This window comes from Nocardia otitidiscaviarum (assembly GCF_007362295.1).
GTDB classification, from domain to species: domain Bacteria; phylum Actinomycetota; class Actinomycetes; order Mycobacteriales; family Mycobacteriaceae; genus Nocardia; species Nocardia otitidiscaviarum.
On sequence record NZ_CP041695.1, the window covers coordinates 5767602 to 5794109 of the forward strand.

At 70.0% G+C, this 26508-nt stretch carries 23 protein-coding genes and 1 riboswitch; of the genes, 9 read left to right on the forward strand and 14 right to left on the reverse strand.

Features of this window, described 5'->3' with window-relative positions; genetic code table 11:
• Window positions 1-147: 147 nt before the first annotated feature.
• The gene (locus tag FOH10_RS25995) at window positions 148-1644 is read right to left on the reverse strand and encodes an MFS transporter (RefSeq protein ID WP_244961377.1); all 1497 of its coding nucleotides are present in this window, start codon (window positions 1642-1644) and stop codon (window positions 148-150) included.
• Between the two features lie 137 nt (window positions 1645-1781).
• On the opposite strand from FOH10_RS25995, the gene FOH10_RS26000 reads away from it, so the two are divergent.
• The 3 genes from FOH10_RS26000 to metX all read left to right on the forward strand — a co-directional run bounded on the left by FOH10_RS26000 (window position 1782) and on the right by metX (window position 5171).
• Window positions 1782-2480, forward strand: a complete 699-nt coding sequence (locus FOH10_RS26000) for a TetR/AcrR family transcriptional regulator (RefSeq protein ID WP_143982693.1) — start codon at window positions 1782-1784, stop codon at window positions 2478-2480.
• A 12-nt stretch (window positions 2481-2492) separates the two neighbouring features.
• Window positions 2493-2603: riboswitch (SAM riboswitch) on the forward strand.
• A gap of 94 nt (window positions 2604-2697) precedes the next feature.
• The gene (locus tag FOH10_RS26005; RefSeq protein WP_143982694.1) at window positions 2698-4023 is read left to right on the forward strand and encodes a bifunctional o-acetylhomoserine/o-acetylserine sulfhydrylase; all 1326 of its coding nucleotides are present in this window, start codon (window positions 2698-2700) and stop codon (window positions 4021-4023) included.
• Complete coding sequence (gene metX, locus FOH10_RS26010; RefSeq protein WP_186000590.1) at window positions 4020-5171, forward strand: homoserine O-acetyltransferase MetX; 1152 nt, start codon at window positions 4020-4022, stop codon at window positions 5169-5171. Before FOH10_RS26005 ends, metX begins: the two co-directional genes overlap by 4 nt.
• A gap of 106 nt (window positions 5172-5277) precedes the next feature.
• Here metX and FOH10_RS26015 read toward each other — a convergent pair whose 3' ends face one another.
• On the reverse strand, window positions 5278-5592 hold the full coding sequence (locus FOH10_RS26015; protein WP_244961378.1) for a DUF3017 domain-containing protein: 315 nt from the start codon (window positions 5590-5592) through the stop codon (window positions 5278-5280).
• A gap of 277 nt (window positions 5593-5869) precedes the next feature.
• On the opposite strand from FOH10_RS26015, the gene FOH10_RS26020 reads away from it, so the two are divergent.
• Window positions 5870-6334, forward strand: a complete 465-nt coding sequence (locus FOH10_RS26020; RefSeq protein WP_029923806.1) for a tRNA (cytidine(34)-2'-O)-methyltransferase — start codon at window positions 5870-5872, stop codon at window positions 6332-6334.
• Window positions 6335-6450: 116 nt separating this feature from the next.
• Entirely contained in the window at window positions 6451-7107 is a 657-nt protein-coding gene (locus tag FOH10_RS26025; protein WP_143982695.1) for a Uma2 family endonuclease, read from the forward strand.
• A gap of 54 nt (window positions 7108-7161) precedes the next feature.
• Here FOH10_RS26025 and FOH10_RS26030 read toward each other — a convergent pair whose 3' ends face one another.
• Window positions 7162-7392, reverse strand: a complete 231-nt coding sequence (locus tag FOH10_RS26030; RefSeq protein WP_039810162.1) for a DUF167 domain-containing protein — start codon at window positions 7390-7392, stop codon at window positions 7162-7164.
• Between the two features lie 118 nt (window positions 7393-7510).
• Window positions 7511-10912, reverse strand: a complete 3402-nt coding sequence (locus tag FOH10_RS26035) for an error-prone DNA polymerase (RefSeq protein WP_143982697.1) — start codon at window positions 10910-10912, stop codon at window positions 7511-7513.
• 182 nt (window positions 10913-11094) lie between these two features.
• On the opposite strand from FOH10_RS26035, the gene FOH10_RS26040 reads away from it, so the two are divergent.
• A complete protein-coding gene (locus FOH10_RS26040) occupies window positions 11095-12063 on the forward strand; it encodes an SDR family NAD(P)-dependent oxidoreductase (protein WP_143982698.1) in 969 nt (322 codons plus the stop codon).
• A 327-nt stretch (window positions 12064-12390) separates the two neighbouring features.
• Here the strand turns inward: FOH10_RS26040 and FOH10_RS26045 are convergent, their stop codons facing one another.
• The gene (locus FOH10_RS26045; protein WP_143982699.1) at window positions 12391-13440 is read right to left on the reverse strand and encodes a ferredoxin family protein; all 1050 of its coding nucleotides are present in this window, start codon (window positions 13438-13440) and stop codon (window positions 12391-12393) included.
• Window positions 13437-13997 carry a YdeI/OmpD-associated family protein gene (locus tag FOH10_RS26050; RefSeq protein ID WP_029923801.1) on the reverse strand — a complete coding sequence of 187 codons (561 nt, stop codon included), beginning with the start codon at window positions 13995-13997 and terminating at the stop codon, window positions 13437-13439. Before FOH10_RS26050 ends, FOH10_RS26045 begins: the two co-directional genes overlap by 4 nt.
• Before the next feature lie 107 nt (window positions 13998-14104).
• On the opposite strand from FOH10_RS26050, the gene FOH10_RS26055 reads away from it, so the two are divergent.
• Window positions 14105-14479, forward strand: a complete 375-nt coding sequence (locus tag FOH10_RS26055) for a nuclear transport factor 2 family protein (RefSeq protein WP_039810154.1) — start codon at window positions 14105-14107, stop codon at window positions 14477-14479.
• 57 nt (window positions 14480-14536) lie between these two features.
• On the opposite strand, the gene FOH10_RS26060 is transcribed toward FOH10_RS26055, so the two are convergent.
• The 3 genes from FOH10_RS26060 to FOH10_RS26070 form a co-directional block, all read right to left on the reverse strand.
• Window positions 14537-15295, reverse strand: a complete 759-nt coding sequence (locus tag FOH10_RS26060) for an alpha/beta fold hydrolase (protein ID WP_029923799.1) — start codon at window positions 15293-15295, stop codon at window positions 14537-14539.
• Between the two features lie 249 nt (window positions 15296-15544).
• The gene (locus FOH10_RS26065) at window positions 15545-17140 is read right to left on the reverse strand and encodes a DNA polymerase Y family protein (protein ID WP_244961379.1); all 1596 of its coding nucleotides are present in this window, start codon (window positions 17138-17140) and stop codon (window positions 15545-15547) included.
• 473 nt (window positions 17141-17613) lie between these two features.
• Window positions 17614-18417 carry a hypothetical protein gene (locus FOH10_RS26070; protein ID WP_425326103.1) on the reverse strand — a complete coding sequence of 268 codons (804 nt, stop codon included), beginning with the start codon at window positions 18415-18417 and terminating at the stop codon, window positions 17614-17616.
• Between the two features lie 174 nt (window positions 18418-18591).
• On the opposite strand from FOH10_RS26070, the gene FOH10_RS26075 reads away from it, so the two are divergent.
• Window positions 18592-19746, forward strand: a complete 1155-nt coding sequence (locus FOH10_RS26075) for a serine/threonine-protein kinase (protein WP_143982702.1) — start codon at window positions 18592-18594, stop codon at window positions 19744-19746.
• 195 nt (window positions 19747-19941) lie between these two features.
• On the opposite strand, the gene FOH10_RS26080 is transcribed toward FOH10_RS26075, so the two are convergent.
• The 3 genes from FOH10_RS26080 to FOH10_RS26090 are packed head-to-tail and all read right to left on the reverse strand — an operon-like array spanning window position 19942 to window position 23410.
• A complete protein-coding gene (locus tag FOH10_RS26080) occupies window positions 19942-20970 on the reverse strand; it encodes a Rossmann-fold NAD(P)-binding domain-containing protein (protein ID WP_143982703.1) in 1029 nt (342 codons plus the stop codon).
• Entirely contained in the window at window positions 20967-22379 is a 1413-nt protein-coding gene (locus FOH10_RS26085) for an aminotransferase class I/II-fold pyridoxal phosphate-dependent enzyme (RefSeq protein ID WP_143982704.1), read from the reverse strand. Before FOH10_RS26085 ends, FOH10_RS26080 begins: the two co-directional genes overlap by 4 nt.
• Window positions 22376-23410 (reverse strand): helix-turn-helix domain-containing protein, encoded by a 1035-nt coding sequence (locus FOH10_RS26090; protein WP_186000591.1) that lies wholly within the window; start codon window positions 23408-23410, stop codon window positions 22376-22378. The genes FOH10_RS26085 and FOH10_RS26090 overlap by 4 nt, the downstream gene beginning before the upstream one ends.
• Before the next feature lie 425 nt (window positions 23411-23835).
• Here FOH10_RS26090 and FOH10_RS26095 point away from each other — a divergent pair, with 425 nt between their 5' ends.
• Window positions 23836-24279 (forward strand): hypothetical protein, encoded by a 444-nt coding sequence (locus FOH10_RS26095; RefSeq protein WP_052372093.1) that lies wholly within the window; start codon window positions 23836-23838, stop codon window positions 24277-24279.
• Here FOH10_RS26095 and FOH10_RS26100 read toward each other — a convergent pair.
• Entirely contained in the window at window positions 24229-24870 is a 642-nt protein-coding gene (locus FOH10_RS26100) for a response regulator (RefSeq protein ID WP_039810146.1), read from the reverse strand. The genes FOH10_RS26095 and FOH10_RS26100 overlap by 51 nt on opposite strands.
• Window positions 24871-24940: 70 nt before the next feature.
• On the reverse strand, window positions 24941-26293 hold the full coding sequence (locus FOH10_RS26105) for an ATP-binding protein (protein WP_143984325.1): 1353 nt from the start codon (window positions 26291-26293) through the stop codon (window positions 24941-24943).
• Between the last annotated feature and the right edge of the window lie 215 nt (window positions 26294-26508).

Genomic DNA, 26508 nt, shown 5'->3' on the forward strand with positions numbered 1-26508 from the left:
GCCAGGTCCACGTACGCTGTGGCGTCAAGCAAGACAAGCGTACTGCTGCTATGAACCTCACCGCGCGGTTGCCCCCCGCTGTGCGGGAACAGCGGAGGGCTACTCGCAAGTAGGAAGCACGCGGCCTATGAGTCGAGGATACGAGGATCAGACGCCCACGTGAACCGGCTTCTCCGCGCCCTCGAGCAGGTTCTCCGGCTTGTCGCGGATCATCAGCGCGATGATCGGCAGGGCGATGAGGAAGAAGCCCGCACCGATGTAGAACGCCACGTCGTAGCTGTGGATGGCGGCCCGGGCCATGACATTGTCGATGGTCGGATTGTCGGCCACGTACCGCTGCGCGACCTGCACCGAGATGGTGGTCAGCAGGGCCGTGCCGATGGAACCGCCGACCTGCTGCGCGGCATTGAGCAGCGCGCTGGCCACCCCGGAATCGGCCTCGTCCACCTGATGCAGCGCGGTGGTCTGCATGGCCACGAAGACGCCACCCATACCGAGTGCGATGAGCGTCATGGCGGGCAGCACCGACGCCGCGTAGCCGTCACCGAAATCGAGCTGGGCCAGATAGAGCAGCCCCAGCATGCCCAGCGCGGTCCCGGCCAGCAGCACCGGGCGCGGACCCAGCTTCGGCAGTACCGCGCTGGCGATACCCGCCGACACCACGATGCCGATGGGGAACGGCAGGAAGGCGACACCGGCCTTCAGCGCCGAGTACCCGAGGGTGATCTGCAGGTAGTAGCTGAGGTTCAGGAACATGGCGAACATGGCGATCGGGATGAGCAGCGCCACCAGGAACGAGCCGCCCCGGTTGATCTCCCCGGGGATGCGCAACGGCAGCAGCGGATTCGCGGACCGGTGTTCGATGACCACGAAGGCCACCAGCAGGGCCGCGCCCGCGGCCAGCAGCCCGAGGGTGGATGCCGCGCCCCAGCCGTTCTCGGCCGCGCGGGTGAAGCCGTAGACGATGGCGATGAGCCCGAGGGTGCCGGTGATCGCGCCCGGCAGGTCGTAGCCGCCGGTGCGCGGCGCGGGCTCGTCCCTGACGACGAAGGCGTACGCCCCGACCAGTGCCAGCAGTGCGACGGGGGTGTTGACCAGCAGGCACCAGCGCCAGTCGGCGTACTCGGTGAGCGCGCCGCCCGCGATCAGCCCGATGGCCGCGCCGCCCGCCGAGACGCCCGCGAAGACACCGAACGCCTTGGCTCGCTCGGTGACCTCGGTGAAGGTGATCGACACCAGTGACAGCGCCGCGGGTGCCAGCAATGCCGCGAACGCACCCTGCAGGCCGCGCCCGGCGAACAGCTGTCCGGCGTTCTGTGCGAGCCCGGCCAGCGCGGAGGCGGCGGCGAAGCCGACCAGGCCGATCAGGAAGATGCGGCGGCGGCCGAGGTAGTCGGCGAGGCGGCCGCCGAGCAGCAGCAGGCCGCCGAAGATGAGGGTGTAGGCCGTCAGCATCCACTGCTTGTCGGCCTCGCTGATGTGCAGATCCTGCTGCGCGAAGGGCAGCGAGATCGTGACGATGGTGGCGTCCAGCACCACCATGAGCTGCGCCAGGGCGAGTACGCCCAGGGCCAGCCAGCGCTTGGAAGCGCTTGTCTGTCTGGATATTTCGTCGGGTTCGCGAGTCGCGGTCGCAGTGGTCACGTCGTTCTCCTCAGGGCATTACGAACAACCCGGACCATACTGGCACCCACCGACAAATGACGTCAAGCGAAAAATGTCGCAATCAGACAGATGGCTGTTAATGACACAATTCGGCCCGATAGCGATAGACTGAGGCAATGTCCGAGTCGTCAACGCCTGCCGATCTCCTGGAACGCCGTCGACCGGGACTGCGCGAACGCAAGAAGCAGCAGACCCGCGAGCGCATCATCGATGTGGCACTCGAGCTGTGCGACGCCCAGGGTTTCGACGCCACCACCGTCGAACAGATCGCCGACGCGGCCGACGTCTCACCACGCACCGTGAACCGGTACTTCGAGAGCAAGGAAGAGATCGTCATCGCCCCCATCGAGGTATGGGGGCAGGCCATGGCCGAGTATCTGCGGGCGCAGCCGCCGCACGACAACGAGCTGCAGGCGATGCTGGACGGCTTCCTGGCCCTGACCGACCGCATCATCGAGGCCGATGAACCGGTGCCGTTCCGCTGGTTCCAGCAGATGCAGAACATCATCCGCGGCAGCGCCGCGGTGCGCGCCCGCAGTCTCGACGCGGGCGAGCACAAGACCCAGCAGATGGGCGAGGTGATCGCCGAGCGCATCGGCCAGCCCGCGGACAGCCTGCCGGTGCGTTTGCTGCTGGGTACCTGGCACACCATCATGCGGGTCGGCACCGAGGTCGAGGCCGTCGACGGCAACTGCGCCACCTCCGCCCGGGGCATGGCCGACGCCGTGGTCGCGGCCTATCGCGAATTCCTGCGTATCTGCGGAAACGTCTGTGTGTCCAGCCCCACTTCGGACTCCGACCCCTCCGCCCGCTAGAATCTCGCATCAGGTCAAGAGCATCAGCGTCAAGCCCCGGCTTGCTGATCGGCAACCCTCCAGCTGCGGTGGGGTGCTCCGGGTGAGGACCGGGCGCTCGAAGGCCGAGCGCAAGCGCACTGTAGGAGGTCTACCGAAATGTGTTGTTGTCGAAGCCCATTCGCCTTCCGATAACGTCAGACTTCCCGCCATTCGGCGACTTTTCTTGGAGCAGGACATGAGTGACTCGACCGCGCCCATCGAACCGGCCAACTGGTCTTTCGAGACCAAGCAGGTGCACGCCGGACAGGCTCCCGACGCCACCACCGGGGCCCGCGCGCTGCCGATCTACCAGACCACCTCGTACGCCTTCCGCGACACCGAACACGCCGCCGCGCTGTTCGGACTGGCCGAGCCGGGCAATATCTACACCCGGATCATGAACCCCACCCAGGACGTGGTGGAGCAGCGCATCGCCGCCCTGGAGGGCGGCGTCGCGGCGCTGCTGCTGGCGTCCGGACAGGCCGCCGAAACCTTCGCCATCCTCAATCTGGCCGCCGCCGGGGATCACATCGTCGCCAGCCCGCACCTCTACGGCGGCACCTACAACCTCTTCCGCTACTCGCTGCCCAAGCTGGGCATCGAGGTCAGCTTCGTCGACGATCCCGACGACCTGGAGCAGTGGCGGGCGGCGGTGCGACCCAACACCAAGGCGTTCTACGGCGAGACCGTGGCCAACCCCAGCAGCGCGCTGCTGGACATCCCGGGCGTCGCCGAGATCGCCCACGCCGCCGGGGTGCCGCTCATCGTGGACAACACCGTGGCGACGCCGTACCTGATCCAGCCGCTGCGCCACGGGGCCGACATCGTGGTGCATTCGGCCACCAAATACCTTGGCGGACATGGCTCCGCGGTCGCGGGCGTGATCGTCGACGGCGGCGGATTCGACTGGACCGGGCGCGACGAATCCGGCGCGGCGCGGTTCCCGGGCTTCACCACCCCCGATCCGAGCTACCACGGCGTGGTGTACGCGGACCTGGGTGCGCCCGCCTTCGCGCTCAAGGCGCGGGTGCAGCTGCTGCGCGACCTCGGCTCGGCCGTCTCGCCGTTCAACGCCTTCCTCATCGCGCAGGGCATCGAGACGCTGAGCCTGCGGGTGGAGCGGCACGTGGCCAACGCGCAGGCGGTCGCGGAGTTCCTGGCCCAGCGGCCGGAGGTGCTGTCGGTGTCCTACGCCGGGCTGCCGTCCTCCCCCTGGTACGAGCGTGGCAAACAGCTGGCACCGAGGGGTGTGGGCGCGATCGTGTCCTTCGAGCTCGCCGGGGGCGTCGATGCGGGCAAGAAGTTCGTGGACGCGCTGGAGCTGCACAGCCATGTCGCTAACATCGGGGATGTGCGTTCCCTCGTCATCCATCCGGCCTCCACCACGCATTCACAGCTGACGCCGGAAGAGCAGCTGGCCTCCGGCGTCACCCCGGGGCTGGTGCGGTTGGCCGTGGGTATCGAGGGTATCGACGACATCCTGGCCGATCTCACGGCCGGACTGACGGCGGCGGCACGTTGACCGTGAACATCGAATCGAGCACGTCCCGGGAGACGGTGGAGGCGCTGCTTCCACCGTCCGACGGGACGCTCGGCAGTATTGCCATCGGGGACGTCGAACTCGAGAACGGGGCGGTCGTCACCGACGTGACGCTGGCCGCGCAACGCTGGGGCGAACTCTCGGCGAATCTGGACAACGTGGTGCTGGTCGAGCACGCGCTGACCGGTGACTCCCATGTGGTCGGGGCGGCGGGTTCGCCGCCCGGCTGGTGGGAGGGCACCGTCGGACCCGGTGCGCCCATCGACACCCGGGAGTGGTGTGTCATCGCCACCAATGTGCTCGGCGGCTGTCAGGGCTCGACCGGACCCGCCTCCCTGGCCCCCGACGGAAAGCCTTGGGGCTCACGATTTCCCGATATCTCCATCCGCGATCAGGTGACCGCCGAGGTGCGGCTGTTCGACCTGCTCGGGATCGAACGGCTGGCCGCGGTGGTCGGCGGCTCCATGGGCGGCATGCGGGTGCTGGAATGGATGATCGGCCATCCCGACCGCGTCGGCTCCGCCCTGGTGCTGGCCGTCGGCCCGCGCGCCACCGCCGACCAGATCGGCACCCAGACCACCCAGATCGCCGCCATCACCGCCGATCCGGACTGGCAGGGCGGCGACTACCACGGCACCGGGCGCGCGCCCATGACCGGCATGCGCATCGCCCGCCGTATCGCGCACCTGAGCTACCGCACCGAATTCGAACTCGACCACCGCTTCGAGAACCACGCCCAGGGTGACGAGAACCCTTGGGACGGCGGCCGTTACGCGGTGCAGAGCTACCTGGAATACCAGGCCGACAAACTCGTCTCCCGCTTCGACCCCGGCACCTACATCCTGCTCACCGAGGCCATGAACCGGCACGACGTGGGCCGCGGCCGCGGCGGCATCGCCACCGCCCTGACCTCCACCCCGGTCCCCTGCATCGTCGGCGGCGTCGACTCCGACCGCCTGTACCCGCTGCGCACCCAACAGGAACTGGCCGACCTCCTCCCCGGTTGCAAGGGCCTGGAAATCGTCCGCTCCCGCGACGGCCACGACGGCTTCCTCACCGAAACCGAAGCGGTCGGCAAACTCCTCACCGAAACCATGGACCTGGCCCGCGCGGCCCGCGACAACCGCTGACATCGGCCTACGCCGACCGCTGAGATCGGCCCGCGTCGTCCGCTGACATCGGCCCGCGTCGTCCGCTGACATCGGCCCGCGTCGTCCGCTGCGGCGGGAGCCGGATCTAGGTGATACCGAGCGGGTTGACCGTGGCGGCCAGCACGATGATGGCCGAGCCCAGCGCGGTCAGGGCGACCACGTCGAACCATTTGCCGCGCACCGCGAGCAGGCCGACCTGTTCGGCGGGCAGCAGCATGCGGAAGGCCGCGGCCAGCAGGGCCGCGCCGCCGATGAACACGGCACCGCGTCGCCAGCGGTCCCAGGCCAGGAAGACGACCGCCACCACCAGCACCGCGGCCACCAGGATGAGCGGCAGATGGGTGCGGATGGATGCGCCGATGCGGCTGCTGCGGCTCTCGGGGGCGGCGTGGGCACTCACGCGCCGCAGTCTAGCGGCGGGGCGGTTTCCACCGATACGGCCCGGTCGAATCCACCCGGCACCCGCCACACCGCCCCGCAACGCCTCACCGCCCGCCAACCCCACACCACCCGGCAACCCCACACCGCCCGGCAACGCCACACCGGTCGGCAACCCCACCACCCGGCAACGCCACACCGGTCGGCAACCCCACCACCCAGCAACGCCACACGGCCCGGCAACGGCCGCGCCGCCGGTCCGGCACAGCGGCGTGACCCCCGTCTGGTTGACTGGCGGGGTGTTCCATCTGGTGTTCTACGAGCCCCGCATCCCGCCGAATACCGGCAACGCCATCCGGCTGGCCGCCGGGACCGGATGCCGACTACACCTGATCGAGCCGCTCGGCTTCGACCTATCCGAGCCCAAGTTGCGGCGGGCCGGATTGGACTACCACGACCTCGCCTCGGTCACCGTGCACAAGGATCTGGCCGCCGCCTGGGACGCCATCCGCCCCGAACGCGTCTTCGCCTTCACCGCCCAGGCCACCACGCACAGCACCGCCGTCGCCTACCGCGAGCACGACACCCTGCTCTTCGGCCCCGAACCCACCGGCCTACCCGCCGAGGTCCTCGCCGACCCGCACGTCACCACCCAGGTCCGCATCCCCATGCTCCCGGGCCGCCGCTCCATGAACCTCTCCAACGCCGCCGCCGTCGCCGTCTACGAAGCCTGGCGGCAACTGGGCTTCCCGGGCGCGGTGTAGTGACAGACGCGCGCCCACACGGTCTACTGACACTGACAACACCCGACATCGCGGACGAAACCGTCTGCTTCTCGTGAATCCGGGAGGCCGTGGACATGGCGAAATATCCTGAGGACATGTCCGTCCCCCACCTCGAGCAGCCCGATATCCCCGAGTACATGACGTGGGAGGAGCTCGAGCGGCTACCGGAGGAGATCGCCGAGCAGATCGAACTGTGGGACGGGCGGGTGATGTGGATGCGACGTGGCCCGGCCGAGCATCAGACGTTCACGAATCTGCTCTGGAGCGCACTGCGCCGATGCGCACGGTCGGATGTGACCCGCCATCCCGATCACTGCTGGCGCGTCACCACCGAGACGAACGTCTTCTTCGGCGCCAGCGGAAAGTCCGATTTCGTGACACCGGACTTCCTGATCCACCGCTGTCTCGAAACCCCGTACCAGGATGTCCGCGCCGCCGATGTCCACCTCGTCGGCGAAGTGCTGTCTCCCGGCAACACCGCATCCGATATCGAGGCGAAGAAGGCACGCTACGCGCGGGCCGGTATTCCGCTGTACTGGGAGGTGGCGCTCGCCCGCGAGGCCAGCGTCATCGAGAAGGTGCGCGCCTTCGCGCTGCAAACCGAACCCGGCCAGCTGGTCCCGGCGGGCGTGCACCTGCTGCACGCCGCCAACTACCTCATGGCCGGCGAGTGGACCGCGGCCGATACCGACGGCATCGAGTTCGACTTCCCCTTCCAACTGCGCATTCCGTGGGAAGAGCTCGCGTTCTGAACCCGATCGGCCCCGACCGCTCTCCGGTCGTGGCCGGGTAGGCCCGGGCACGCGTCAGTCGTCGATATCGAAGCGTTTGAAGCGGGAGGTCGCGCCCGCGGTGAGGCGGACGGCGGATTTGGGCACGCCGTAGTGGGCGGCGAGGAGTTCGCAGGCGGCCCTGTTGGCCTTGCCCTCCACGGCGGGGGCGCGGACGTAGAGCTGGAGGGTGCCGTCGGGGAGGGTTTCCACCAGCGGCCCCTTCTTGCTGTTCGGTTTGATCGTCGCGCGGACCACGGTCGGCACGGTGGCTCCCTTCTCTGCGCGACAATTCTCCTCACGCTCCATTCTCCCCGCGTCCCGCCCGCGCCGGGCACCCGGTCGGGGCTGCGGTCCCACTGCGGCCCGGGGGTCGTGACGGCGCTCAGCGGAAGTCGCGGGACTTCGCCTCGATGCGCAGGTCCATGCGTTGCAGGTGGTCGGCGACCACCGTGATCGCCCCCTCGGCGTTCTGTACGCGCCCGCGAATCAGCAGGGCGGGCGCGCTCTGGGCGAGGCGGCGGTAGCGGGTCCAGAGGCCGACGGAGCAGACCACGTTCACCATGCCGGTCTCGTCCTCCAGGTTGAGGAAGGTGACGCCGCCCGCCGTGGCGGGGCGCTGCCGGTGCGTGACCGCGCCGCCCACCAGCACCCGCGTGCCGTCGCGAATATCGGCGAGGCGGGCGGCGGGCACCACCCCCAGCGCATCGAGTCGCGGGCGCAGGAACTCGGTGGGATAGCTGCCGGGTGAGACGCCGGTGGCCCAGACGTCGGCGGCGGCCAACTCCAGCTCGCTCATACCGGGCAGGGCGGGTGCGGCGGTGGCCGCGCCGGTGCCGGGGAGCCGGTCGGGGCGTTCCCCCGCCGCGGCCCCGGCGGCCCACAGGGCTTGGCGGCGGGTGATGTCGAGGCTGCCGAGCGCACCCGCCGTGGCCAACGATTCCGCTTGCGGGACAGTAAGTTCCACGCGGTTGGTGAGGTCGAGGAAGGAGCGGTAGGGCCCGTCGGACAGGCGGGCGGCGACGATCCGCTCGGCCAGTTCGTCGCCGATGTGCCGCACCGCGGCCAGCCCCAGCCGGATCTCCATCCCCCGCCGTTCCAGCGTCGCTTCGGCGAGACTGTGATTGATATCCGGCCCGTGCACCACCACCCCGTGCCGCCGGGCGTCCGCCACCAGCGACTGCGGCGAGTAGAACCCCATCGGCTGCGCCCGCAGCAGGCCCGCGCAGAACGCCGCCGGATGATGCAGCTTGAACCACGCCGAATAGAACACCAGTGAGGCGAAGCTCTGCGAATGACTTTCCGGGAAACCGAAATTCGCGAAGGCGTAGACCTTCTCGTAGATGCGGTCGGCCACCTCGCCGGTAATGCCGTGCAGTTCCCGCATGCCCTGATAGAAGCGTTCCCGCAGCCGCTCCATCTTCTCCGGTGACCGCTTGGAGCCCATGGCGCGGCGCAGCTGATCGGCCTCGGCGGCGGTGAATCCGGCGACATCGACGGCCATCTGCATGAGCTGCTCCTGGAACAGCGGGATGCCGAGGGTGCGTTCCAGCGCGTTCGCCAGCGCCGGATGGTCGTAGGTGACCGGCTCCAGCCTGTTGCGACGGCGGATGTAGGGGTGCACGGAGCCGCCCTGGATGGGCCCGGGACGGATCAGGGCCACCTCCACCACCAGGTCGTAGAAGTTCCGCGGCCGCAGCCGCGGCAGGGTCGCCATCTGCGCGCGCGACTCCACCTGGAACACGCCCACCGAGTCGGCGCGCGAAAGCATGTCGTACACAGCGGTTTCGGTGAGGTCCAACCGGTGCAACTCCACGGTCTCCCCCTTGTGCTCACGCACCAGGTCGATCATGTAGTGCAGGGCGGAGAGCATGCCGAGACCGAGCAGATCGAATTTCACCAGCCCGGCGGCGGCGCAGTCGTCCTTGTCCCACTGCAACACACTGCGTCCCGGCATGCGCGCCCATTCGGTGGGGCACACATCGGCGATGGGGCGATCGCAGATCACCATGCCGCCGGAGTGGATGCCCAGATGCCTGGGCAATCCCTCCAATTCACCGGCCAGGGCGAGGACGTCGTCGGGAATATCGGTGTGCTCCTCCTTCGCGACACCCGTCCAGCGGCTCACCTGCTTACTCCAGGCGTCCTGCTGTCCGGACGAGAACCCCAGTGCGCGTGCGGCATCGCGCACCGCGGACTTACCCCGATAGGTGATGACATTGGCCACCTGCGCCGCGTACTCGCGCCCGTACTTGGCATAGACGTGCTGGATGGCCTCCTCGCGGCGGTCCGATTCGATGTCCACGTCGATATCGGGCGGGCCGTCGCGTTCGGGCGCGAGGAAGCGTTCGAACAGCAGCTGATTGGCGACCGGATCCACATTGGTGATGCCGATGGCGTAGCAGACGGCCGAGTTGGCGGCGGAACCCCTGCCCTGGCACAGGATGTCGTTGTCGTGGCAGAAGCTGACGATGTCGTGCACCACCAGGAAGTAGCCCGGGAACCGCAACCGCTCGATCACCTCGAGTTCGTGTTCGAGCTGCCGGTACGCCTGGGGGTTGTGCGCGGGGGGACCGTAGCGGCGGGCGGCCCCCCGGTAGGTGAGTTCGCGCAGCCACGAGGTCTCGTCGTGCCCCTCCGGCACGTCGAAGGGCGGCAGCCGCGGGGCGATCAGGCGCAGGTCGAAAGCGCATTCCCGGGCCAGTTCGGCGGCATTGGCCACCGCCTGCGGGCAGGCCGCGAACAGCCGCGCCATCTCGGCTCCCGACCGCAGATGCGCGCCGCCGGTGGGGGCGAGCCAGCCCGCCATCTCGTCGAGGCTCTGCCGGGCCCGGATGGCGGCCAGCGCCATGGCCCGGCGGCGCTGTGGCGGCGCGGCGAAATGCGCTCCGGTGGAGGCGATCACCGGCAGGCCGAGGCGGTCGGCCAGGGCGAGCAGCCGGGCATTGCGCTCGTCGTCGGTGGGTATGCCGTGGTGGGTGAGCTCCACGCTCACCCGGTCCGGTCCGAATCGTTCCATCAGATCCCGCAGTGCCGCTTCGGCTTCCGCGTCGCCCCGCCGCAGCGCCTGCCGCACATGCCCTTTCCGGCAGCCGGTCAGCACCTGCCAGTGCCCGCCCGCCGCCGCGGTGAGCCGGTCCAGGTCGTAGCGCAGAATGCCCTTCTCGCCCGCCGCCATGTGCGCCGCCGCCATCTCCCGGGACAGCCGCCGGTACCCTTCCTGCCCGCGCGCCAGGATCAGCAGATGCGGTCCGGCGGGATCGGGTGCGCCGGTGCGGGGCTCGGAATCGCTCGGCACGGCCGAATCGGCTGGGCGTCCGCGCGTCCGAGCCCTGCCACCGGACGCGGTCGGGTAGCTCGAGGCGGGTCGGCCGCCGCGCGGGGCGAGGTGGGCGCCGGGGCGGGCGGCGCTGCCGAGGGAGAGTTCCGCACCGAAGACGGTGGGCATACCCCATTCGCGGGCGGCCTCGGCGAAGCGCACGACACCGTAGAAGCCGTCGTGGTCGGTGAGGGCGAGGGCCTCGAGGCCGAGGCGGACGGCCTCCTCGACCAGTTCCTCCGGCTGGCTGGCTCCGTCGAGGAAGCTGTAGGCGGAGTGGGCGTGCAGTTCGGCGTAGGGGACGGTGGGTTCGTCGGGACGGTGCAGCGGTGCGGCACGGTAGGGCTCGCGCTTGCGAGACCAGGCCGGGCTGTCGCCGCCGTCGCCCGCGGGGACGGTTCGGTTCGGGCGTCCGGAGAGCACCCGTTCCAGCTCCGACCAGGTCGGCGGTCCGTTGTGCCAGCCCACGACACCTCCTCCGCACACACTCCAGAAATCGAACTTGTGTTCGATAGTCAGCGACTGTACACGCATTCCAACCGGGCGGTTTGTATTAACTCGAGCCCATCACGCCAACCTCGGAACTCACCCTGGCATTGGAACTTACTTTGGAGTAAGTTCGAGCCAATCCGACCTGCAAAGGAGCAGTCATGAGCGAAACGACAGGCGACGGCTACCGGGCCCGTCGACGCGCTCGCCGGGACCTGTCCGGCAGACACGTCGTCATCACCGGCGCGTCCTCCGGCATCGGCCGCGCGGCCGCCTCGGCCGTGGCTGAGAAGGGAGCGACGGTCTTCCTGCTCGCCCGCCGCGCCGAGGAACTGGCCGTGGTGGTCGAGAAGATCCGGGCCGAGGGCGGCGACGCCTACGCCTACCAGTGCGATGTCACCGACGAGGACTCCGTCGAGAAGGCCGTGACCCAGATCCTGGACGCACACGGTCACGTGGACATGCTGGTCAACAATGCCGGGCGCTCCATCCGCCGCGCCGTACACCGCTCCACCGACCGCATGCACGACTTCGAGCGCACCATGGCGGTCAACTACTTCGGCGCGGTGCGCATGACCCTGGCCCTGCTACCGCAGATGCGCGAGCGCAAATTCGGCCACATCGTGAACATCTCCAGCGCCGGAGTGCAGGTCGCCACGCCGCGCTTCGCCGCCTACCTGGCCTCCAAGGCCGCCCTCGACAAGTTCGCCGAGGTGACCGCGATCGAGATGCTGGCCGACAACATCACTTTCACCACCATCCACATGCCGCTGGTGCGCACCCCCATGATCGCCCCGAGCGGCAACCAGGGCCCCTCGGAATCCCCCGAATGGGCCGCCGCCACCATCGTCCGCGCCCTCACCGACCGCCCCAAGCGCATCGACGTCCCGCTGGGCACCCTCGCCGAATACGGCAGCCTCATCACCCCGCGCATCAAGGACCGCATCCTGCACCGCTACTACCGCGCCCTCCCCGACTCCCCCGCCGCCAAAGGCGAGAAGTCCGAGGAGACGACACAACTGGAAATCCTCCCCCCGAAACGCCACCGCCGCGAAGTACCCCCCGCCGTCCGCGCCACCGGCACCGCCCTCCGCCGCGCCGCCCGCCTCGTCCCCGGCACCCACTGGTAGCACCGCGAGGGGGAACCGGTGGCGGAACGCTCTCGCACGATGCAGCGCACCAATTCCCCCTCGCCCGAAATAGATCCGGCTGGGGCACGCCGGATTCCGTCATCGGCCGCGCAGCCGAGGCACCGCGACCAGGCACCGAGCCACGGCGTGCAGACGGTACGCAAAGGCTGCCAGCGCCTTCCCGAACCGCAGCGCTGGACCAGTCGCAGCCACCTATGACTGTCCCGGCATCGCCCCAGCGCAATGTGCGCCGACAGTCCATGCGGCAAGCGATAACCGCATCCCGACAGCGGTGCGACACCGGCTGCCTCGGCACCCGTTGCGGGCTCACTCCAGCCGGTGCAGCCGAGTGGCGCGTAGTGCTTTGACGGGTTTGGGGGCGGCTCCGCAGCTGGCTTGGCGGGGTGCGTAGGCGGAGGCGTGGACGGTGACCAGCCAGCGGCGGCCGTCGCGGTGGGTGACCTGCGCCGCGCCCGCGAAGGTGGCGGGGTCGGCGGGTGCCGTCCCATCGCCGAGCCGGGCGGCAGCCGGTGCGATCGACGCGGGCACCTCGGCACTCCCCGCCGAGGTATCCGCCTCGGCGAGGCTTGCCTGGTCGGCCGCTTCGGCGGGACCCCAGGTCGCCGAAGCGGCTGTGACGGTGAGGGCATTCAGGGCCACGGCGGTGTCGTCGCCGATATCGCGCAGGTGTTCGCGGACCGTGATCTCGGCTACCTGTTCCACCGGGGTGTGGCCGCTGCGGCCGCGGAAGCCGGTCAGGGACAGCGTGTTCCGGTCGGCGGCGGCGAGTGTTTCGAGGGCGGTGTCGGCGGTCAGGCGGCCGTAGGTGAGGCCGGAGGGGAGCAGCACCACGGCGGGGGCGAAGCGGTGGCCGCCGGTGTGGGAGCACTCCCAGACGCGGCCGGGATATTCGGCGGCGAGGCGGGCGGCGATGGGGCGGCCGAGGCGGGCACAGCACTGGTCGCGCTTGCCGTGCGCGCAGACCAGCACCGGCGGATCGGCGACGGGCGCACCGATTCCCGGGGGCGGGCCGTTGAGCAGGTGCGGGTCGAAGTCGAGCAGCTGTTTCAGGTCGGTGATCTCGAAACGTTCGCACCAGGGACGCTCGGGATGCGAGCTGACGAGCAATACCGTTCGGACACCGGTGAACTCGTGGCGACCCGGTCTGCGGATGAGCGTCGGACGCACACGGGCGGCCTTGGTGCGGGCGGCCAGTTCGGCGGTGATATCGGAGCCGAGCACCTCGTCGCCGATCACATCGCGCCCCCACGCCCCGGGCTGCTCGACACACAGCCAGCCGGTGATGTGGGTGGCGCTGCCGGGTAGCGGCACCTCCCACGCCGCCGTCGTACACGGCAGACCCGCGAATGCCGTCACAGCGGCTGCCCGTCGATGAGTTTGCGAATCATCTGATCCAACCGCCGCGCCCGGGTCTCCGGCCGCACCGCGCTGCCGAGCTGCTGGCCGATCTCGACACTGATCTGATCGGGCAGCGTCTCGAAGAACGCCGCCGCCTCCGGATGCTTCGCCAGCTCGTCCAGGAAGTCCTGCGGCAGTTCCCGACCGTAGGCATTGTCCCAGCGGCCGTCGGACTTGGCGCGGTCGATCTCGGCCTGCCCGGCCGGATGCATGAGTCCCTGTTCGATCAATTCCTCGGCGTAGCCCACATTGCGCTGCGACCACGAGCTGCGCGGCCGCCGCGGTGTGAAACTCTGTAGATAGAACTCGTCGTCGAGCCGCCGCGCCTGCCCGTCGATCCAGCCGAAGCACAGCGCCTGACGCAGCGCACCGGCGTAGTCGAGTGATATGTAGCCGGTGCCCCGCTTCGCGAATTTCAGCCAAACCCCGTCCATGGCGGCGTGATTGGCCATCAGCCATTCCCGAAACTCCGCCTCCCCGGCGAAGAACAGGATCGGGCGATCTGATGCGGACACGATCTCACTGTAGAAAACGCCGCCGACACGTGGCGCAAACGGGCCACCCGTCCTGCCCCGGACAGCGTCGTACCGGCGGAAATCGGACGCGCTCGTAGGGTGGAGGCATGACCGATAAGGAATTACTGAACGAACTCCTCGCGGTCGAGCGTCGAGGCTGGGACGCGCTGTGCACCAGCACCGGGGCGGACTTCTACGGCTCGCTCATGACCGAGGACGCGGTGATGGTGCTCGCCAACGGCATGGTGCTGGACCGCGACGGCGTCATCGACTCGCTGAAGAACGCTCCACCGTGGCGGACCTTCGAGTTGGAGAGTCCGCGTCTGGTGGACGCCGGCGACAGCACGATCCTGGTCTACACCGGCATCGCGTACCGCGAGGGTGCCGAGCCCGCCTTCCGGGGCATCATGACCAGCGTCTACGTCCGCGTCGACGGGGACTGGCGGCTGGCCTGCTACCAGCAGACGCCGATTCCGGACTGAGCGTCACCCGTCAGGACCGCGGCCGGGCGGTATCGCCGGCGAGCCGCCCCTGCGTGGTCAGTGCCGGAGGAACGGCAGGACCGCTGCCTCGAACTCGTGGTAGCGGTCACGGTGGATGCTGTGCCCGCAGCGGAAGGTGTGCACGGTGCAGTCGGGGATGCTGACGCGCAACTGTTCGACCTTGTCCGGGTCGACCATGCCGCCGGGGCCGCCGCGCAGGAACAGCGTCGGCGCGGCGATATCCGCGAGACCCTCCCACCATTCCGGATACGGCTTGCGGAACTGCTCCAGGGCGGTGCGGGTCATGGAGCGGTCGAAGGCCAGCACGGCGCGCGGATGGCGCAGCAGGCTGGTGGTGGCGTGCCACAGCTCCGGCACCGAGGGCAGCCGTCGGGTCAGGGTCACCTGTTCGTCACCGGAGCGCAGCGGTAGCGGCTGCTCCTCGATCACCAAGCGGCGCACCAGTTCCGGACGTCGCATGGCCAGCCACGACACCGCGTAGCCGCCCAGCGAATGGCCCACGAAATCCGCCGATTCGAGACCGAGCCGGTCGCACAGCCGCAGCAGGTCGCCGCCGAATTCGGCGAACAGGTACGAGTCGGCGTGCGCGCTGCGCCCGTGCCCACGCAGATCCGGAACGATCACCCGCCGTCCACGCCGCGCCAACTGCCGCGCGAACCGATCCCAGGTGTGACCATCCCCGCCCATGCCGTGCACCAGCACCACCGGCACCGTGCTCGCGGCCCGCTCCGCCCCGGAATCCCGATAGGCGATGAGCACGTCCTCGAACGCGACCCGCGTAACCGTCGACTCCACGATCAGCCAGCCTACGGGGCGTGCCCGCACCGCGCCGCCGGTTGTGCGCGGCACCATACCCCGGCTGGATTCCGATATGCGGGAAACCGTGCCGCTACCGGCGGAGTACCGGCCGATAACATCCTGACCCGGCCCCGATCAGGAGTGCCCGGCGAAACCGGGACAGGCCTGATCCGAGCAGATCACGGCCAAACCTGGGCAGATCGCGGCCAGGCCCGCCCGCCGCGCCCGGCGTGAACGGGTCGGTGGTCACTCGTAGAGGCCCTCCACATGCCAGGCGTGGTCGTAGGCGAGCAGGAGCAGGGCGCGGGTGTCGCCGTCCAGCAGCACTTGGGCGCGGGCCACGTAACCCTGTGGGCTCCGGTGGGTCCACCAGCGATCGTCGAGGGGCCAGGGTCCGGCCCAGCCGAGCAGCCGCCAACTGCGGGAACCCCAGTGCAGATGCGTCGGATCGGTGGTGAAGAGACCACGGTCGGTGACCCAGACCGGGGTGCCGTCGGCCGCCTCGAGCCGGACCCGCGGGCGGTGCGCCAGGATGACGGCGGGGGCGGGTTCGGGCAGCCGCCCCGGCCACGGTTGCGCCGGATCGGCCGCGGGCACCAACTCCTCGCCCAGGGTCACCATGGTGATCCGCTCCTCGGGACCGCGCCCGCCACTGAGCACCCCCACCCGGACCGCCTCCCCGCCCAGCAGCCCCTGCACCCGAGCCAACGCACGCCGTGCCCGCGCCTCCTCCTCTCCGACCCCGCCCCACAGGCCCAGCTGGAGCGCCCCCGCCGACACCACCTCGACGGGTTCCAGCCGCAGCAGGGTGATGGGGGCGGTGGGCGCGGGCGGATCCGCCCGACCGCCGCCGCGGGTGCGGCGGGTGAGCCAGCCGTCGAGCTGCCAGCGGATGCGGTCGGCGGTGCTGTCGGGGGTGAGGGGTTCGGCGCAGCGCCAGGTGCGGGAGAGGTGTTCTCCGGCAGCGGTTTCCGCCTGGATCGACAGGCGGGTGCAGGCCACCGCGGCGGCGGCGAGGAGTTCGTGCAGCTGGGCGGCGAGCATGCGGCCCGCGAAGGCGGCGGCGTCCACGCGGTCGATGGGCGGGTCGCAGCGGTATTCCACGGTGAGGTCGGCGGCGGGCGGCCGGGTGCCGGGTCGGCGTTCGGGTCGGGCGAGCGCGCAGCGGTGCGCGGCGATGGCGTCCACGCCGAAACGGGAGGACACCTCGGCGGGAGTGAGCGCCGCGAAGTCGCCGATGCGGCGTAATCCCAAGCGGTGCAGCAGATCCACCAGGTCCGCGCGTTCCGGGGCGGACAGGGCGGGTTCCACCGCGAGTTCGCCGATCGGCAGCGGCGCGAGGAAGGCCGCGCCGCCGCCGGGCGGCACCAGGATGGCGCGCCGCGCGGCGAACACCGCCGTCGACAGTTCGTCGGCGATCCCGATCTGGCATTCCACCCCCACCGCCGCCACCGCGTCCACCAACCGCTCCGCCGCCGCCTCCTCCGACCCGAAATACCGCGCCGCGCCCCGAGCCGCCAGCACCAGCAGCCCCGGCCGCAACACCTCCACCCCCGGCACCGTCGCATCCACGGCCGCCACCACCGGCTCGAACGCCCGCGCATCCCGATCCGGATCATCCTGCACCACAAGCAGTTCCGGACACCGAGCCTGCGCCTCCCGCCGCCGCGTCCCCCGCCGCACCCCCTCGGCCCGAGCCACCGCCGTACAGGCCACCACCCGATTCGCCGAGAACACCCCCACCGGCCGAGTCACCGGCACCCCCGCCACGGCCGCCGCCGCCACCGCGGGCCAATCCGGACACCACACCGCCAACACCCGAGACCGCGCCCGCTCACTCACCGCGACCACCCGAGCATTCCGCGGTCCACCGGCGCTTTCCGGACCGTTTCCCAACGAAGGGCCACACCCACCTCGAGAGCGGAACAACGGGCCTGGACGACTGCCCACAGTTCGGCGCGGACACTCCCGGGCCGGAATCAGCCGGTTCCAGAGACCGCTCGCCGAGCACGAAACCCACCCGAACCCCAGCCCACGGACGCCGCCACGACGACCGCGCAGCGACGCGGTGCGGCCTTGAGGTTCGCGCCGTCTCGATGTCGCGACAGCGCGCTGTCGATTCGCCCCGCGCTGTCGCCTGGAGCTGCCGAGGCTCAGGACGTTTCGCCGCTGTGGCAGACGCTGCGGCACAACCGGGTCGGTGCGAACTGGCCGCCCGTTCGGGCCACCGCGCATTCGTTTCCGCCATGGCGACAGCGGTACGGGCCGACCGACCGTGGCTCGGCAGCGGCGCGGCCACGCCGGGTCCCGCCGGTTCAGGAGGCCGCATGGCGGGCGGGAGGTTCGGCGTGGGCGGGGGAAGACGCGGTGGGGTGGGCGGGGTCGGTGTGGGCGGGGTCGGTGTGGGCGGGGCGGAGGGTTTCGACGGGCGTGTGATCCCATTCGACGCGGCCGTTGCGGGGGAAGGTGGCGAGGCTGCCGTGGCGGGGTGGGAGGGAGCGGCCGCGGACGGAGACGTCGAGGCGGACGGTGCGCAGGCGGCCGCAGCCGCGGCCGAGGCCGTCATAACCGGTGACCTTGGTGTCGATGTGCAGGGAGGGGCCGGACCAGGAGCCGCCGGTGACCACGAGGGTGGAGCTGCGGGCGCGAGCGCGGGCGGAGAGCACGCGGGCGCGCGACGGCGGCACGGCGGCCCCGTCGAGGCCGAGGACGACCAGGTCCAAGCCGTCCAGCAGGACCGAGGCCACCTCCAGGCGGTCGGGGCCGGGGTCCGCCACGACCGCCAGGCGGCCCAGCTGGGCTCCCATTTCGGCGGCGGCCAGCAGACCGAGACGGGGCAGACCGACCGCGGCGGCGTGCCCTCCGGCACCGGTCACGGCGGCCAGCAGGCCGGAGAGCAGGGAGCTGGCTCCGGTGTAGGCGACCACCGACCCCTTGGCCAGCCCGCCCTCGGGCAGCAGCTCCACCAGCGCGGGCGGGACGGGCAGCGCTTCCCGTCGAAGCGCACCGGACACCGCGGCTCGCCCGGCCGGATCCGCGCCGCGGGCCGGGATCGCGGCCATCCGCCGCCGCAGCTGCTCGAGCTGCTGCCCCCGCACCTGCCCCGCCGAACCCATCATCGACCACCTCTCCCACCGATGGATCCACCGCTACCGGATCCCGAATACCCAGCACCGATCCAGCTACCCACATAATTCGAATATACGTTCGAGTGCAATCCAGTAGAACCCGACACCTCGGTCACGTCAAGGGGGAGTGGCGCAAACCTCGGGTTTCGAAGCAGGCCCGTCGGGATGGTTTTCCGCTACCCTGCACCCGTGACCGAACGCGCCCGTCCCATCGTCGGCCCCGATTACCTGGTGGCCGGCCGCTACCGCCTGCAGTCCAAAATCGGCGGCGGCGGCATGGGTGCGGTGTGGCTGGCAACCGACCGCCTACTCCACCGCGACGTCGCCATCAAACAGGTGCTCACCACCGCCGGACTGAGCGAGGAGCAGGCCGAGGCGGTGCGCAACCAGATCGTCCACGAGGGCCGGGTGGCGGCCAAGCTCTCGCACGAGCACGCCATCGCCGTGTACGACGTGGTGCTCGAGGCCGGTGAGCCGTGGCTGGTCATGGAGTACCTGCCCTCGCGCAGCGTGGCCAAGGCACTGGCGCTGGTGGACCGGCTCTCCCCCATCGAGGTGGCGCAGATCGGCGCGCAGGTGGCCGACGCGCTCGCGGCCGCGCACGCCGCCGGAATCACGCACCGCGATATCAAGCCCGGCAACATCCTCGTCGCCGACCGCGGCGACGAGGTGGGCATGGTGAAGCTCAGCGACTTCGGCATCTCACGCGGCGTCGGCGACGGCATGGACGATCCCGATGTCATCACCGGCACCCCCGCCTACCTGCCGCCGGAGGTGGCGCGCGGGGCACAGCCGACCAGCGCCAGCGATGTGTTCTCCCTCGGCGCGACGCTGTACACCGCCATCGAGGGCCAGCCGCCCTACGGCTTCTCCGACGACAGCGACGCGGTGGTGCAGCGGGCCGCCATGGCGCAGATCATTCCGCCGGAGCGCACCGGACCGCTCACCCAGGCCCTGCTGCACATGATGGAGCCGGCACCGCAGCGCCGCCCCACCATGACCGAGGCCCGCAACGAGATCCTCACGGCCGCATTCGGTCCCGGCACCGCCCCCTACATTCTCGGTGCGCCCGTACGCACCGAGGACGGCACCATCCCCGCCTGGGCCGCCCGCAACTCCGCCGCGGGCCTGCGCAGCCCGCACTCCACCCCGCTCCCCCGCCCGCCGCGCACCCAAACCGCCGCTCCCGCAGCGGCACAGCGCAAGCCGAAGGGCATCGACTTCGCCAACCTCGGACCCAACGCGGGCCCTCTGGCGGTGGCCATCGGCCTGCTCATCGGCCTGCTGATCATCATCGTGGTCCTCGTGGCGGTGATGTAGCCGCCCGCGCCATGGCGGTATGTCCGTCGAACCGGTTCGTCTCACCGAGATCCGCCGCCGGATAGGCTGGCACCGGCACTCGCGGTGGCGCCCGACCTACGGACCCGTTGGTTCCCCGCGTTCACCGCAGTGGCGCCTCGGCGCCCACACGGCCCGTGCTCGAGTGCCACACCTCGGTGTATCCGGCGACCGGTCCTAGAGGTGCGGGGCGGAGCCCAGGAGTCGCAGGATCATGGCGGCGGTGGCCGCGCCGTACGCCACGCTGGCCGCGCGGGGCTGTGCGGCCGGGTAGTTCGAACGATGGGTGACCACAACGCCATTGGCGAGAGTGGTCGTGGTGTCCACACGGGTCGCGACGCAGTTGCCGCCCGCCTTCGCCGCGAGATCGACCACCACAGCACCCGCACCCGCACCCGCACCCGCACCCGCACCCGCACCCGCACCCGCACCCGCACCCGCACCCGCACCCGCACCGAGAGCGTCCAACGCGTCGGCATCGAGCAGCAAGGGCGCGCGGTCACCACGGTGTACGGCCGCGCAGCAGATCAGGTCCGGGGCTTCGCGTTCGATGTGGTCGCGGATGCGGTCCGGGCTGGTGTCCGGCACGAAGGCCCCTGCGCCGCAGGCGAATGCGGCGGACTCCTGCTCGGCGCGGTTGCCGAAGACCGTCGGCTTCTCGTCACCGTGGTCGACGGCCGCGGCGACGGCGGCCAGCCCGGCCTGCCCGCAACCCAGGATCAGGACACGCAACGGCCGGTCCCGGGGCGACAGCAGTTCCCGCCCTTCGGCATAGGCGAGCCGCCCGGCGAAACGGCTCATGGCGGAGAGCGCGTCGTGGGAGGCGGGCGGGTCGGTGCGCGGGACGAGTTCGAAGGCCACCGAGTCGATTCCGCGCGCCCGCAGGGCGGCGATCTCGTCCCGGCGGGCGATCGGATCCTGGAATCCGACCAGCCGCATACCCGGACGCAGCGGCATCGAATCCAGTTCGAAGGCGGGCTTTTTCACCCAGGCGACCACGTCGCAACGACCGAAGATCGCCTGGCGGTCGGCCGCGACGCAGGCACCGGCCGCCGCGTAGTCGGCGTCCGCGGACCCGGCCCCGAGTCCGGCCGAGCGCTCCACGAACACCGTCACGCCTGCCGCCACCAACCCTCGAATATCGTTGGGGGTCAGTGCGACCCGCCGTTCCCGGGGAGCCGTCTCGCGCGGTACGCCGACGATCACGACGCCGCCGCGAACTCGGGCAGCTCGGGCAGCCCGCGCCCGGCCAGCACCTGCCCGTAGGTCAGCCCGGCCACCATATCCAGCACCAAACGCTCGATCCGGTCGAACAATTCGTCCAGCAGGTCGGCGGACTCACTGCCGGGAGCCTTGCGCGGCGCGAGCACATTGAGCCGCACCCCCAGCCGCGGCGACCCGGTGCGGTCCAGGGCCACGCTGTCGATTCCGGCGGCGGCCAACAGCACGTCCTCGAGCTGTGCACTGCTGTGCACACCCGCCGATTCCAGGATCGCGCGGTCGAAGACCACGCTGAGGAACATGCCCTGCAAACTGCCGAGCGGACGCAGCACCGGCACGCCCACCCGGGCGTTGAGTCCCTCGATCCGCACCCGCGCCCGCTCCAGTTGCGCCCGCATCCGCGCCCGGTTGGCCGTGAAGTACTCCTCCCCCGTGTGTTCGAGGGTGGCGCGCACCAGATGGGTGGTCTCCCGCTGGAAGGCGATGGTCAGCCGCTCCCTGACCTCCCGCAGCCACACCGCGTCACCGGTGCAGGCCGCGCCGAACTTGCAGGGCCCGAAGGCGTTGTAGCCCTTGGAATTACCGGTGACGGTCAGCACCCGGTCGTACATCCGCCGCACCCCGTCCGCGCCCGCGACCCGCACCGCCGCCAGCGGGATGTGCTCCACCAGCCGGTCGAAGGCCATATCGCAGATGACGGGCACGTCGCGCTCCAGCAGCACCCGACCGATCTCGCCCAGCTGCTCGGCCGAGTAGTCGGCGACGACCGGATTCCCGGGCAGCGTGAGCAGCACGCCGCACAGCCGCCCCTGCGCCGCGTAGCCGTCCAGGCAACGCGCCAGCGCCTCCGGGTCGATCCGGAACGCGTCGTCGGCGGTGGCGGGGCAGGTCACGATGGCCAGCCCGTACTTCTCCACATGAATGCTGGAGCTCTTGTAGAACCCCTCGGGACAGACGATCACCCCGCCGGGCCGGGCCAGCGTGGCCACGGCCTCCTCGAGCAGCACCGTGCTCGAATAGGGGCAGACCACGACCTCCTCGGGCCGCACCCGCACCCCGGCCACCTCGGCCGTGGGCTGCCACAACCGCCCGAACAGCTTGTCGGCGGCCAACTCTCGCAGAATCATGGGCTGGCGTTTGTCGTACAGCACCCCGTCGCGGTACTCCGCCGGGCGTTCCAGCCGCAGCAGCTCGTTCCACGCGCGGTCCAGCGCCGCGACGGCCTTGGCGTCCGGGGCCAGCCCCGTCTCCCCGTGATAGGCGTCGATGACCTCCGGATAGATCCGCCCCTCTGTCCCCGGAAACCACTGCGCCGCACCCAGATACCGCCGCACCTCGCGCTTGCGCTCCTCCGAGCGGCTGGTGCGGGCACCCAGTTCGAACCGGTGGTTCACCACCGATCACCCCGCGGTGCTTCTCCGGGTGCGGGTAGCTCACGCCATTGCCGTTCCAGCGCTTCCCGGAACAGCTCACGGCAGCCGTCGTCGGTGAGCCGCTCGTAGCGGGCCAGCTCCGGCGTGGCGACGATATCGTTGACGGTGATGGCCGACCCTTCCCGGGCGAGGTCGTAGAGCTTCTCGAACCGCTTCACCGCGAATTCCACATCGTGTTTGAGCGCGGAGAAGCGGGTGGCGACGCGCGCCTGCCGGGAGTAGTCGTATTCCCCCACGGCCACATAGCGTTCGTCGACCACCAGCATGCTCTGCGCGTTGCGGGCGTGTTCGCGCTTGACCAGGATGCTCACCACGCCGGCGCGCGCCTGCCGCCAGAGCTTGTCCTCGTAGGGCACCACATCGTCGATGCCGTCGAGCACGTACATGCGCCGCACATCCCGTCCGGCGTCGGCGAGCCGCAGAATGGCCTGGTGGTAGTCGTCGCCGACGTCGCCGCCGATGGTGCCCAGGTCCGCGGTGTGGATGGCGCGCACGGTGTGGACGGCCTGGTCGAGAATGGTGAGCCAGTCCAGCACCGTGTTCCACTCCCACACGGTGGCGCTGCGTGAGGGTATCTGCGCCAGAATCTCTTCCGCGCGTTCCAGTTGCCGGTCGGCGATGAGGCGCAGCGGTTCGATGTCGTCGCGCGCGCCCGCCGCGTCGATGAGGCGCTGGGCGATGCCGAGGGCGCGCTCCACCAGTTGCGGATCCTTGCCGAGCAGCACGTTGAACCGCATGCGCAGCTCGTAGTACTCGCTGCCGACGGCCTCGCCGGGCTCGGCCGGGCCGGACATCGGAAGTTCCTCTCCCAGTGCCAGACTCAGCCGCTCCCGCAGCGGTAGCGGCGGGATGCGGGTGCCGTTCTCGATCTGCTGGATGAGGCTGCGCGAACAGTCGGCCTTGGCCGCCAGGGACGCCTGGGTATAGCCGCGTTCGATACGCAGGCGGCGTACCAGTTCGCCAATCCGCTCGCTGTCCGAGGGCCGGGTCATCGGGCGCCTCCTGTCGGTCGCCCGGAATTCGCGTGCACACAGAGTGTCACGAGGCGACATTCTAATCACGATGTGTCATCGGTTGTCGAGTGATGGATGTTATGCCCTCTCACCTGGAACTTCGTGCGGCACACCGCTGTAGCCCCCGCTACGGGTGACACGCGATGCACGGTAGCTCACCCGGCTTTCGGCGGTGTTCTTCCGCTTCCGCGCACTGTGCACCGGACAATTGACAGCCTACTCGCGCCGAAATCCATTCCTATTGCCTAAATTCGAGCAGAAATGCTTATCAAATATCATCACAAGTCACTAAAGCTTTATTGACGTCCCGAAGTGGCGACTCTTAGCATTTAGGTACGGCCCACCCGCGAAACATCCACGCCAACAAGCCAAGTCACGAGCACCTTGAGCAGGAGGCGAGCACCATGACACTCCGGATCACCGACTGGTCGATCACCAGCGACCTCACCCCGGAAATCGCGATCTACGATCCGCGCGGCAACGGCTGGACCCTGAGCTGGTTGCCCGGACGCTTCCTGACCAAGGTGCAGGCGATGAGCGGAATGGCGCTCGACGAATTCCTGGGCGACTTCGATCTGGCCACGGCGGCCGCCGGAGACACGCCGACCGAGGACGTGCTGCTCGCCTTCGAACTGGCCGCGGCCCGCGCCGAACACCTCGGAATCACCCTGGAGGAGGCCGTCGTTCGGCTCAGCACCCAGATAGTCCAGCGGGATCGGCGGCACCACGCCACCGGTTCGCGCAGCATCCTGCCCGCCGAGCGGAGGGGACCCGGCGGGCAGGATGGCGCGTGCCGCTCAGTCGATGCGCCGACGATGCGCCCAGCGGGTGAGGGCGTTGCGGTTTGACTGCTGCGTCTTGCGCAGCACATTGGAGGCGTGCGTCTCCACGGTCTTCACCGAGATGAACAGATTCTCGGCGATCTCCCGATAGGTGTAGCCGCGCGCCAGCAGGCGCAGCACCTCCAGCTCACGCGGGGTGAGCGAATCCAGTTCCGGATCCAGCGGCGGCTCCGGAACCTGGGACCGGCCGGTGAAGGAGTCCAGCACGAATCCGGCCAGCCGCGGACTGAACACCGCGTCGCCCCCGGCCACCCGGCGAATCCCGTCGGCCAGTTCCGGCCCCGAGATGGTCTTGGTGACATAGCCGCGCGCCCCCGCCCGAATCACCGCGATCACGTCCTCGGCCGCATCGGAGACGCTGAGCGCCAAGCACACCGGCCCTGCCTCGATCCCCTGCAACACCGCGACACCGCCGCCGTCGGGCATGTGCACATCCAGCAGCACCACATCCGGGGTGCTGGCCTTGATTCCGGCGATCGCCTCGGCAACCCCACCGGCCTCGCCGACCACCTGCATATCGGTTTCCCGGCTCAGCTCCGCACGCACCCCGGACCGGAACACGGCGTGATCGTCGACCAGAAAAACCCGGACACTCACTGCATCTCCTCACGCTGCCAGCGGATCGAACCCACCCACATCCGTACCACACGCTGCGCCGATGCGGCGGTCAGCGCCGACCCTCCACGGTCGCGTCATCGACCACCCGGCCGTTCGGCGGCTCGGCCTCCGGCTCCGCGCCCGATACCGGCTCCTCGGTGCGAACGACCAACCGCTCGTCGGCGCCGTCCTTGCGCGGCATGAAGATTCGCACCTCGGTCCCGCGGCCGGGCGCGGATTTCACCTCGACGGTGCCGCCGCGCCGCTCGATCCGGCCGTGAATGGATTTCGCCAGGCCCTGCCGGTCGGCGGAGACGCCGTCCGGGTCGAACCCCTTGCCGCGGTCGCGCACGAAGACGCTCACCTGATGCGGTTCGACCTCCGCGAACAGGTCGATGGCCGGGACGCCCGCGTGTTTGGCGGCATTGACCAGTGCCTCCCGGGTGGCCCCCAGAATGGCGGTGAAATGCTCCTTGGGCAGCCCGCTGCCGCTGTCGTCGAGATCCATGGTGACATCGCCGACGGTCACCGGCGTGACCTTCACACCGTGCTGGTCCTCCACCTCACCGGCGATGGTGCGCAGTGCCGCGGCCAGGCTGGAATGTGCGGGCCCGGTGTCGTCGAACAGCCATTTGCGCAGCTCTCGCTCCTGGCTGCGGGCCAGCCGCACCACCTCCTGCGGATTGTCGGCCTGCCGCTGGATCAGAGCCAGGGTCTGCAATACCGAATCGTGCAGATGCGAGGCGATCTCCTCACGCTCCTCATTGCGAATGCGGGCGGAGCGCTCGTCGTTGAGCGCGCGCATCATGCGCAGCCACAGCGGCACCGTGAGCAGTCCCGCGCCGATCAGGGTGACCGCCACCGCCAGCAGCGCCGAACCGAGCGAACTCAGATCGATGCGCGCCAACACCACCACACCGAGACCGACCACGATGAGGGTGGCCCCGCCGACGATGCGCGCCCAGGTCACCACCGACGCCTTGGCGGGCAGGCCGAGGACCGAGCGCGGCCCGTCCTCGTCGAATTCGCGCCACACCAGCGCCGCGCCGACGGCGACCACGATGATCGGCCCGATCACCTGGGCGGCGGTCCCACTGAACACCCACGCCATGGCCACCGACAGCGCCAGCCCGAGCAGCGCCAACCCGATCCCCTGCCGCCGCTCCCGCGCCGACGGCGGAGTGTCGTCCCCACCGCCCGGGGTGAAGATCCACAGCAGTCCGTACGCCAGGATCCCGGCCCCGGCCAGCGCGGACAACAGCACGAACGCCATCCGCACCTTGAACACGTCGACACCGAGGTGATCGGCGAGCCCACCGGCCACCCCGCCGACGATCCGCCCACCGGAACGCCGCATCAGCCGCGGCACATGCGCGACGGGCTGCCCCTGGGCAGGGTCGAGGAAAGGCACCGGCGGGTACATGCCTTCGATACTGGCACGCACACCCGACACCACGACATCCGGAAACACCCGGATTCACACCCTGAGGCCGGGGTGCTTGTGCACATGCACAGTCGGATCCGTCCACCCTCGGCGGTCTGCCGATAGCGCATTGCTGTCATTTGCTGTGAGCTGGCAACTGACCGCCGAGTAAGTGTGATCGGCGATACGAGCAACGACGCTGGAGGATCCAAGTG